At 45.9% G+C, this 11,185-nt stretch carries 8 protein-coding genes and 1 pseudogene; 6 read left to right on the forward strand and 3 right to left on the reverse strand.

From position 1 onward, the window contains the following. The coding region (locus tag VZ94_RS17830; RefSeq protein WP_045780255.1) for a DUF2309 domain-containing protein at positions 1-3,118 on the forward strand (3,118 nt) is incomplete at its 5' end. A 136-nt stretch (positions 3,119-3,254) separates the two neighbouring features. On the opposite strand, the gene VZ94_RS17835 is transcribed toward VZ94_RS17830, so the two are convergent. Together VZ94_RS17835 and VZ94_RS17840 are read right to left on the reverse strand one after the other, a co-directional pair. Further along, positions 3,255-4,301, reverse strand: a complete 1,047-nt coding sequence (locus VZ94_RS17835; protein WP_045780256.1) for an NAD(P)-dependent alcohol dehydrogenase — start codon at positions 4,299-4,301, stop codon at positions 3,255-3,257. A 201-nt stretch (positions 4,302-4,502) separates the two neighbouring features. Continuing rightward, positions 4,503-5,402, reverse strand: coding sequence for a LysR family transcriptional regulator (locus VZ94_RS17840; protein ID WP_045780261.1), 900 nt, complete (start codon positions 5,400-5,402; stop codon positions 4,503-4,505). 136 nt (positions 5,403-5,538) lie between these two features. Here VZ94_RS17840 and VZ94_RS17845 point away from each other — a divergent pair, with 136 nt between their 5' ends. From VZ94_RS17845 to VZ94_RS17865, 5 genes and pseudogenes are all read left to right on the forward strand, one after another. Continuing rightward, positions 5,539-6,084, forward strand: a complete 546-nt coding sequence (locus tag VZ94_RS17845; RefSeq protein WP_045780257.1) for a carboxymuconolactone decarboxylase family protein — start codon at positions 5,539-5,541, stop codon at positions 6,082-6,084. Between the two features lie 146 nt (positions 6,085-6,230). Beyond that, positions 6,231-7,517, forward strand: coding sequence for a pyridoxamine 5'-phosphate oxidase family protein (locus VZ94_RS17850; RefSeq protein WP_045780258.1), 1,287 nt, complete (start codon positions 6,231-6,233; stop codon positions 7,515-7,517). Positions 7,518-7,534: 17 nt separating this feature from the next. Continuing rightward, a complete protein-coding gene (locus tag VZ94_RS17855; protein WP_045780259.1) occupies positions 7,535-8,140 on the forward strand; it encodes a glutathione S-transferase family protein in 606 nt (201 codons plus the stop codon). A 30-nt stretch (positions 8,141-8,170) separates the two neighbouring features. Continuing rightward, positions 8,171-8,645: pseudogene (locus VZ94_RS17860) on the forward strand (nuclear transport factor 2 family protein). A gap of 239 nt (positions 8,646-8,884) precedes the next feature. Next, complete coding sequence (locus VZ94_RS17865; protein WP_052700707.1) at positions 8,885-10,282, forward strand: cobyric acid synthase; 1,398 nt, start codon at positions 8,885-8,887, stop codon at positions 10,280-10,282. 70 nt (positions 10,283-10,352) lie between these two features. Here the strand turns inward: VZ94_RS17865 and VZ94_RS17870 are convergent. Further along, positions 10,353-11,185: Rpn family recombination-promoting nuclease/putative transposase (locus VZ94_RS17870; RefSeq protein ID WP_045780260.1), on the reverse strand; the 833-nt coding region annotated here is incomplete at its 5' end.

Below are 11,185 nucleotides of genomic sequence, written 5' to 3' on the forward strand. Positions count from 1 at the left end.
TGGTTATCAAGAGCTACCGTTTGAAGAAGCTTTAGATACGGCACAAAGCTTAACCGGCGTATCAGGGTATTTGCCGGAGCAAAAATTTCGCGAGCTGTTTCAACAACAACGCATTAACGAGGCGGATTTAGACGCCGCGTTTGCGTTTTATCCAGGTTTACTCGCCGAACAAGCGGTATGCCAAGTGTATGAGCGCACGATTTACCGGCGTGATGTGTATAAGATTGCGTTATTACAGGAGTTATCGCCGTTAAGCTTTAGTGGTTTGCTATGGCAGATTCACCACAATCACGCCTTGCAGCGCATACAAAAAGGTGTGCCTGAGTTTGCGCAAACGTTGTTGTTAGCGGGTGGTAGCGAAGCTGAAGCGGTTAGGCGCTTATGGGATAGCGTGCTTATTAAGCTGGAATTAGAAACGGTTGCGTTGCATCCAGAAGCTTTATTGGATTTAACGATTGAGCAAGCCGAGGATTGGCTTAATCAAGGTTTAAGTGCCGAACCGCAAACCAGTTTTCATATCCATACTCAGCAGCAAGCCGAGCAAGAAGTCGAACGATTGTTTGCTGAGTTAGGCAATAGCTTAAGTTTACGTGGGTTGGTGTTAGCGCTAAGCGGACTTGATATTTTAGACTGTGTGAGGCCACAACTGATTAAAGTGTGTGCTTCAGCCTTAGATGAAGGCATTGCTCATTGGCATAATCCTGAGCAAGAACTGAGTTTATATAAAGCCTGGCGCATGATGCTTAGTTTTGATGCCAACTTGTTTTTGCATCAACTACCCGACTGGCAAACGATTATTGCGGATTTACCGGAAGAGCCGTTAGATGCGATTATTATACAGCTCACTAAAATGGCGTTGCCAGAAGCGCAATGGGAAGGTTATTTACGACGTATTGCGTTAGAAATTCCTGGCTGGTCGGGTTTTATCAATTGGCGTCAACATCATCCTAAATACAATCCACGGCAAACTGGCGCGATTACGTTAGCGGATTATCTTGCGATTCGCTTAGTGTTAGATCGCTTGTGGTTAAATCAAGCTTGTCACGATTTATGGCAAGTCGATGCCAATGTTCAGTCGTTAACAACCTATTTTCGCAAAAACTTATCCGAGTTTTTTGTCCGTAAGCATTTATATCAAGGTCGTTTGCCGGAATACTTAAGCCAAGAAGCACACGCGTTAATTATACGCGCCGGGTCAGAACGCCAAGCCAGGGAGCAATGGCAACAGTTAGCCGATAAGATATTGACTTGGCAGCTAAGCCCTAATGCGGCGACTGCCGAGCCTAGTGTTGAAAACAGCGCTTGGCGGATATTTTTGCTATGCCAGCACTTAGGGCTTAATGCTAAGCATGTGTTAGCGCTTAATAAAACCGATTGCCAGCAATTATTAGCGCTTCTAAACGAGTTTGATAGCAGTGAGCATAGTAAGGTATGGCTATATGCATACGAGTTCCATTATCGTGAGCAACTGTTGCAAGGCTTGCGTGCGAATTATGGCTATGGTGCTTGGGCTAAACGCGACACCCGCCCAGAGGCACAACTGATTTTTTGCATGGACGAACGCGAAGAAGCGTTTAGGCGGCATTTAGAAGAGCACAATCCTGCTTTGGAAACCTTAGGTGCTGCCGGTTTTTTTGGTATTGCAATGGATTACCAAGGTTTAACCGATACCAAGCCTAGCGCATTATGCCCTATCGTAGTAACGCCTCAGCATTCGGTGCGTGAGCGGACACATCCTGAAGTTGCCTCTAAGTTAATTAAGCATCAGCAAGGTTTTAAACGCTTGCAAGCATTAAGTCGCTTATTCAACTATCGCAGCAGTTCTGAGGTATTGACTAGCGTTATTGCTATTCCTCTGATGGCTCCTGTGTTGTTAGCGCATTTATTAGGCATCGTGCTTATGCCCGAACTCAGTCACCGCTTAATGCAGAGTTTAAAACGCGTGTTAAAACCTGGAATAAAAACCTATTTGCAGGTTAATTTAACCGCTAATGAGCCTGAAGTGCAAAAGCCAGGTTTTTCTGACAGCGAACAAGCTGAGCGTGTCACGGCGTTTTTACGCAGTACAGGTTTAAGTTACGGCTTTGCTGAACTTATCGTGTTAATAGGGCATGGCTCAACCAGCCAAAATAACCCCCATGACGCTGCACATAATTGTGGTGCTTGTAGTGGTAAACATGGTGGACCTAATGCGCGTGCATTTGCAATCATGGCTAATCGAGCCGAAGTGCGCGAATTATTACAGCAGCGTGGCATAAACATTCCTAGCGACACCTGGTTTATAGCGGCTGAGCACAATACCTGTAGCGAAGACATTAAATGGTACGATTTAGAGGACATACCACCCGCACGACTCATTGCATTTGAACGTCTGCAACAACAACTCAATCATGCTAGGCAGATGTCAGCTCATGAGCGTTGCCGCCGTTTTGCCTCGGCACCTAAACAACCTAAACCCAAAAGGGCATTAAGCCATATTTATCAACGCAGCATCGATTTTACTCAATCGCGTCCAGAATTAGGTCATGCGACGAATGCCGCCGCGATTATCGGTAGGCGCTCGTTATCGCGCGGTTTGTTTTTAGATAGGCGTGTGTTTTTAATTTCCTATGACCCTACACAAGACCCAGACGGTAAAATTCTTGAAGGCATATTACTTGCGGTAAGCCCGGTAGGGGCGGGGATTAATCTGGAATATTATTTTTCAACGATTAATAACACTTATTTTGGCTGTGGCACCAAAACGCCGCATAACATCATGGGCATGGTTGCGGTCATGGAAGGGACGAATAGTGATTTGCTTACCGGCTTACCGCTACAAATGGTTGAGGTACATGAAGCCATGCGTTTACAAGTCATCGTCGAAGCCACGCCAGAAATACTCACCGCGATTTACCAGCGCCAACCGAGTTTACGTGAGCTTATCGGCGGTGCGTGGTTGCATTTAACCGCTATCCATCCAGAAACCGGCGCGATGAGTCTATTTAATCCTGATGCTGGTTTTGAACCTTGGCAGTCCCAACCTGTGGAGCTGCCCGTATGCACCGAGTCAGCAGCGTGTTATCAAGGTCAAACCGAGCCGGTAGCGCCGCATTTAATTAGGCACCAGCTTAAGTAGGGACAGGGCATTCAGAGCGCAGGACGCCGTAAATACATCCCTGTAGGCTTGGCGGCAGCATCCATGCTACCAACACCTGCTCTCTAAAACGCCCTGCCCCTACTTGGATTGTCCCGTCTAAAGTGCATACCTTTAATTAGGCCAAGCTCGCCATATCAATGACAAAGCGGTATTTAACATCGCTACGCAACACGCGCTCAAAAGCATTGTTAACGTCTTGCATATTGATGACTTCAATATCGGACACAATAGAATACTCAGCACAAAAATCTAACATTTCTTGGGTTTCTTTAATGCCGCCGATTAACGAACCGGCTAACTGACGGCGTTTAAAGATTAACGCACCTGCCGAAGGCGATGGATGTGGTTGATCAGGCACGCCGACTAAACAAAGCGTACCGTCGCGTTTTAATAGTTGAGTGTAGGCATCTAAATTATGCGGAGCCGCGACGGTATTTAAAATAAAATCAAAGCTTAACGTATGTTTTGCCATGTCTTCAGCATGTTTAGAAATTACGACGGCATCAGCGCCTAAGCGTTTAGCATCTTGAGCTTTGCTAGGCGTGGTGGTAAATAAAACGACTTCTGCACCTAACGCATGGGCAAATTTAACCCCCATGTGACCTAAACCGCCTAAGCCGACAATGCCCACTTTTGAACCAGGCCCAATCTGCCAATGTTTCAATGGTGAATACGTGGTAATACCTGCGCACAATAACGGCGCAGTAGCCGCTAAATCGAGCTTATCAGAAATAGCTAAGACAAAATGTTGGTCAACTACAATGCGATTGGAATAGCCACCGTAAGTCTGGGTGTTTAAATGGCTATCGTAACTGTTATAAGTAAACACCGGATGTTCACAATATTGCTCCAAGCCGTCTTGGCATTCTGAGCAAGTGCGACACGAATCGACTAAACACCCGATACCGACCTTATCGCCCGCTTTAAAACGGCTAACGGCGCTACCGACTTGGCTGACGACGCCGACAATTTCATGACCTGGCACCATTGGAAACGACGAACTACCCCATTCATTACGTGCTTGGTGAATATCGGAATGACAAATACCGCAATATAAAATATCAATAACCACATCATCGGCTAATGGCTCGCGGCGCTGAAAAGCAAATGGCACTAACGGGGTATCGTGACTATGGGCAGCATAACCTTTGGCTTTTGACATAAAAACTCCAATTAATTAACAAGGGTATTGTTGCAGTCTAGCAAAAAAAGCTAAGACAAGGGAGGTGCAACGTAATGGAAGGTTAGACGATGCAATCCTACAAGGTTATAAAAACCGTAACTATTGATTTGTTCAGGATAATTTAAACTCGAAAATCATTAAGTTGATAAATGAGAAATTTAATCCGATTCAAAATGGCGATTAATCGGTTGACAACGCTACCCGCAAACGTGCAGCCATTAAGTCAACAAAGGAGCGGATTTTCGCAGAGGAATGACGGCCTTCGCGGTGCAGAATATGCACAGGAACGGGCGGACTTTCATAGTCACTCAGTACGATTTTTAATTGGCCGGTGAGTAATGACTCGGCAATTTGATAGTTTAATAAACGCGTAATGCCTAATCCCGCCTTGGCCGCGCTAGCTGCAGAGTCGTTGTCACTGACGCTTAACATCGGTTGTACCTTCACTGTGTGCACCTGACCATCCTGCTGAAAGCGTAGCTCATTAGTAGGATTTAGGCCACGAGCCAGAATGATGCGATGTTGGGTTAAATCGTCAGGTGTCTCAGGTGTGCCGTGTTGGGCTAGATAGTCTGGCGAGGCGCACAATACTCGGCGCACCGAACCGACCCGTAATGCTCGGTACGACGAATCGGGCAATTCGGCGATGCGAATCGCTACATCAACGCCTTCTTCCAACATGTTAACTACCCGGTCAACAAATAAGGCATTCAGCTCCACATTAGGATAATAGCTTAAATACTCGACGATACCGGGCATGATGTATAAGCGACCGAATAGCACGGAGGCGGTAACAGTCAGTTGTCCACGCGGCTCGGCGTTGATACCTAGAACTGCGTCATCCGCTTCATTGGCTAAGGTAATAATTCGTTTAGCATCTTCGTAATACTTTTGCCCAGCTTCAGTCATCCGCACATAGCGGGTCGTACGGTTTAACAACTTAACGCCTAATCGGTCTTCTAGTGCCGCTATTGCTCGTGTTACAGCGGGCGGCGAGATTTGTAATTTGCGCGCACCACCGGCAAAGCCTTCGGCTTCGACGACAGCGACAAACACCGTCATTAAATGTAAGCGATCCATAGTTAATTCCATTATTCGGAATAGTTAATTGATAATTTAAACTATTCTTAATTTTTTAGCAATAAAGCAAACTATGTCCGTCTGTTGAATTTGTCTCAGACCGATACAACCCTTTCATTATTTTTGGAGAACTCTCATGAGCCGTATTACGACGATAACTAACGAAACTGCTAATACTGAACAATTGAATCTGCTAACAGCTATTCAGAATCAATTAGGCATGGTACCTAACTTTCTACGCGTATTCGCACACTCACCAGACGCTTTAACAGCGTTTCTCGGCTTACACCATATCGCTAATCATGGTTCGCTAGACGCTAGCACCCGCGAACGCATCGCGCTAGCTTTAGCCCAACAAAATGAATGCGAATACTGCTTGTCTGCCCATACCGCGATTGGTCGTAAAGCGGGTTTGAACAGCGCGGAAATTGAAGCCAACCGCGCCGGTAACAGCCAAGATGCTAAAGCGGCAGTTGCGGTTAAATTTGCTCGCGCGTTGGTCGAACACACCGGTGAAATTACTAATGCTGAGTTGCAGGAAATGCACGACGCGGGTTTTAGCGAAGCCGACATCGTCGAGGTTATTACTCACGTCGGCATGAACATCTTGACCAATATCTTAGGCAAAGCTAGTCGGGTAGACATTGATTTTCCGAAGATAACATTAAAGCAAGCCGCTTAATCAGTCATTGGGCGAAACATAGTGATGTTGTTCGCCCAGTTTATTGCGTTGAATGGAATAAGATATTGCAAATCTTGACTATTCACGATAACTAAGCTTCGTGTCAAAGTAACTATCACGATTCGTTATATTTAGGAGTAAAAGCTATGGCGCGTGCATTTGCTAAGATTAGTTTTACACCCGATGTGCAAGCGGTGCAAACCGAAATGGGTAGTCGCAGGGCGTATAGTGCTGCGGAACTGGGTGACACCGAAATAGCGGTGTTAAGCCAATTTGAGCAATCCTTTATTGCCGAGCGCGATAGTTTTTATCAAGCGTCAGTGAGCCAAACCGGTTGGCCTTACGTGCAACATCGTGGAGGACCTGTAGGTTTTTTGAAAGTATTAGATGAACAAACCATAGGATATGCCGATTTTAGCGGTAATCGCCAATATATCTCAGTAGGCAATTTGCGCGGCGACGACCGAGTTAGTTTGTTGCTAATGGACTATCCAAGTCGGCGGCGTTTGAAAATTTGGGGAAGAGCGCGTGTAGTCAATGAACGCCGCGAGCCGGACATGCTAGCTAAGTTAGAATTGGCCGATTTCCGCGCGCCGGTCGAGCGAGGTGTTGTGATACACGTCGAAGCCTTTGATTGGAATTGTCCTAAATACATCACACCACGCTACAACCAACGTGATGTCGACAGTTTGCTTGAACACGCACGCCAACAAAAAACAGCGGAGGTACAACACACACAGGCTGCTTTGGGTAACGGCGCATTGCCCTTGATTATCACAGGGATACGTCAATTAACGCCACGTATCCGCGCCTATGAGTTACGTCATGTTGGCGGTGAGCGGCTGCCGAACTATCGAGCCGGGGCGCACTTGCGTGTACCTATTGCACTGCCCGATGGACGTATAACTAGCCGTGCCTATTCCCTGACTCATGCCGTAGACGAACGGGACAGCTACTATCAGATTGCGGTGTTAAGACAAGACGACGGTGAAGGTGGCTCTTCTGCCCTACAACAGGGCTGGCAAATAGGTACTCGTTTGAACAGCGATATACCTGAAAATTATTTTCCATTGCACGACGATAATCGGCCAGCACTGTTGATTGCAGGCGGTATAGGCATCACGCCCATTAATGCGATGGCTGAAACTTTAGCGGCACGGGGGACAGATTTTCAATTGCATTACACAGGACGAGCCCCGGAAGACATGGCTTTTATCAAAGACCTTCAACGGCAGTTTCCCACGCAATGCCAGTTTTATTTTAGCCAAGGGCACACGCCAACCCGGTTAGACATTTCTGCGTTGCTGGCTAACGCCGCTGACAATAGCGTTATTTATGTTTGTGGCCCGACTCGGCTAATCGATAGTGTGCGCCAAACCGCCCACCAACTCGGTATCGCCGAAGAGCGGGTGCAATTTGAAAGCTTTATTTAACCCAATGAGAATTCACTATGCTCACTTTGTATGACATGTCACTTTCCGGCAACTGCCACAAAATCCGTTTATTATTAAGCTTATTAGCCATTCCTTATCAGCTCCAACCTGTAGATTTGCGTGGCGGTGAGCAACGCGGCTTAGAGCATTTACAACGTAATCCTTTCGGCCAGGTTCCCGTATTAGTTGATGACGGCTTAGTGATTCGTGACAGCCAGGCCATTTTGGTTTATCTGGCTAAACGCTATGGAGGTGAACAATGGTGGCAAGACGATGCTTACCAACTAGCGCAAATTGTGGCTTGGCTATCGACCGCCGCGAATGAAATCTTCCACGGCCCTGCATTGCTGCGCGTACATTATAAATTTGGGCGCAATATTGATACCGGATTAGCTCAGCAAACCACCGATAAAGTGCTAGGTATTATTGACCAGCATCTGCAAAATCAGGACTGGCTAGTCGGTGACCAAGTGTCTATCGCTGATATTGCCATTTATCCCTATTTGGCACTTGCTCCGGAGGGTAATATCGATATAGTTGTCTACAATAACATTATTGCTTGGTTTAAGCGCATTCGAGCATTGCCTGGTTATGTCGATATGCCTGGCATGTGGCAAGAATAAATCCAGTTCTTTTTATCACGGAGAAGCATTATGACTGAAGAAATCAAGGCCCCTGTGCCACCTTTTACCGCTGAAACGGCTGCGCAAAAAAGTACGCATGGCCGAAGATGCATGGAATTCGCGCGACCCAGACCGCGTTGCCCTGGTCTATACCGAAGATACGTTGTGGCGTAATCGCGCCGAATTTCCACAAGGCCGTGAGCAAGTTCGCCAGTTTTTGCAGCGTAAATGGGCCAAAGAGTTGGATTATCGTTTAATCAAAGAATTATGGGCGTTTACCGACCATCGGATTGCTGTGCGTTTTGCTTACGAATGGCATGACGATTCAGGGCAATGGTTTCGCAGTTACGGTAATGAAAATTGGGAATTCAATCCACAAGGTTTCATGCAGCGACGTTTTGCCAGTATCAACGATTTGCCAATTAAGTCCGAACAACGCTTATTGCTATGGCCGTTAGGTCGTCGACCCGATGACCATGCCGGATTAGCGGAATTGGGTTTATAGCAACCCTATAGCACCGATTTAGATGTGGGCTGGGCAGCTAACACATTGAATATGCTTTAAAAGGTTAAGTTTTCAGGTAGGGTGCGCTGTGCGCACCTTTATAAGTTATCATTAAAAATCAATGAAAAAGGTGCGCGCAGCGCACCTTATGGCAACACAAGATACCGAATGTGACCGTTCAGAGTGTGTGTTGTACGCATGATGTTTAACGTGGTTGTAGAAAGGCTAACAAAAACAAAATGAAATCATTGACAGTATTCGGTACTAGCTCTGATGCCGGTAAAACAACGGTTGTTATGGCGTTATGCCGGATTTTAGCCGACCGTGGCTTAAGCGTTGCACCTTTTAAAGCGCAAAATGTGTCGAATAATTCAGCCGTCACCGTAGAAAATCGCGAAATAGCTAGGGCGCAATGTTTACAAGCCGAAGCGGCGCGGGTGCTGCCAAGTTATTTGTTTAATCCGGTGTTATTAAAATCGCACGGGCAAGGTTTAGTGCAAGTCATAGTCAATGGTTTAGTCGCCACGCATCAAGGCGTTGCCGATTATTATGCCAACATCGACGCGCTTAAGCTTGAGGTGCGTCGCGCGTTTGCTTGTTTACAAAAGCAATACGATGTGGTGATTGCTGAGGGAGCCGGTTCGCCGGTGGAGTTAAATTTGTTGCAACAGGATTTAGCCAATACCTTTATTGCTAGCCACTTTGATACCGCTAATATCTTAGTCGCCGATATTGAGCGCGGTGGTGTTTTTGCGTCGATTTACGGTACGTTGGAGCTGTTAGCACCGCAGCTACGCGATAATTTGATTGGCGTGGTAGTGAATAAATTTCGCGGTGATAGGCGTTTCTTTTACGAAGGCGAAAAAATCATTGCCCAGCGCTTTGGTGTACCGGTATTAGGCGTGCTGCCTTATATGCCGTTGAATTTTGATTTGGAAGATTCACAGTCGTTAAATCATTATCAACAGCGCTTAGGCGCTATTAAAATTCGTATTGCTGTTATTGCGTATCCGGGCTTAAGCAATTACAACGACTTAGATGTGTTTATGGCCGATGAAGAAGTTTATGTTGAAATGGTTAATTATTATCGGCCCTTAGACTCGTTTGATATGGTGGTTTTACCCGGCAGTAAAACCGTGCTGCGTGATTTGCAATGGCTGAAAACACAAGGCTTGTACCAAGAAATTTTAACCTTACAAAAACCCATTTTTGGTCTGTGTGGCGGTTATCAAATGCTATGCCGTGAGTTACACGACCCTGATGCGTTAGAGCATGATGTCGCTAGTTACGCATCAGGCTTAGGTCTTATCGATGACGATGTAGTCTATCAACAGCCTAAAATCCTGGCGCGTGGGTCTTATGAGTTATTTTCTTATTCAGCGTTGAGTGGTTATGAAATTCACTGCGGTCGCTTGAATCGTTATCCATTGTTTTATCAGGCTGGTGCTATCGCCGGTACACATGTACATGGCGTATTCGATAATGATGAGTTTAGGAATGATTATTTACGCGCCATTAATCCACAGTATCAAGGCTATTGTTACACGGTTTATCGTGAACAAGCGATTCAAGCGTTTGCCGATAGCGTTAGACAGGAGCTTGATATTGAAGGTATTTTAACTGCGTTGAGTCAATAATCTCATCTTGTTCGTTTCTGAATCGGATTGGGTAGATGGGTAGATGAGGTAATTGGTTTAACTGCAATCATTATTTATGGGCAATTTCAGCCAACACAGCATTAACCTGTGCTAAATCTATTTGCACAATTTGCGCAATGGTCTCCGGAGTAAGACCGGCTCGGTGGGCGTTGAGAATAGCGGTTCGGCGGGCTTGCTCAATACCCTGTTCAATGCCTAGCTCGATACCTTGTTCAATGCCTTGCTTGATACCTTGTTTAGTCGCTAAGGTTAATGCGCTTTGGTTAACGAAGATAAAATCACGTTTGCGGTGTTGTAGCTCTAATTCTTCGGCGCTTAGACCGGCTTCGTTAGCGATAGCAAACGCTTTTTGCAAGCTTTGCTCCAAATTATTCGGGATATAGTTCAATTTACCGGCGTTTTTAATGAAAAACAGCCATTTGTCTTGTATGGTTGTCAGTTCGGTCTCAGTTTTTAAAAACTTGGGTAGCTCGATAAAAACCAGTTCAATATCGCCGCTGTATTCGATGAAGCGTTGTTTTTCCAGCAACTTAAAGCAATTCATCAACGGTTGGTTCGGGAACATGACAAAATCCGTCAGCGTCAGCGCAATGACAGGGTTTAGCAAATGATACGCCTCGCCTTGGCCTAGTTGTAAAGAGTAATTTTTTGCGGCGTTGTAAAGAATACGCTTTTCAAAACACTCGTGGTTTAGCACTTGCATTTCGATAATCACACGACTATCGTCGTCGAGCATGGCTTTGACATCGACATAAGTGTCTTTCATGCCTTGCAGCATCGGAATATTATACGGATCGACAATGGTTAAATCGGCAATCGTCCGTCCGCCGAAGTCGAGCACGGCGTTTAAAAAACTTAACAAAATGTCTTTAGAGTCTTCGC

The organism is Methylocucumis oryzae (assembly GCF_000963695.1).
GTDB lineage: Bacteria > Pseudomonadota > Gammaproteobacteria > Methylococcales > Methylomonadaceae > Methylovulum > Methylovulum oryzae.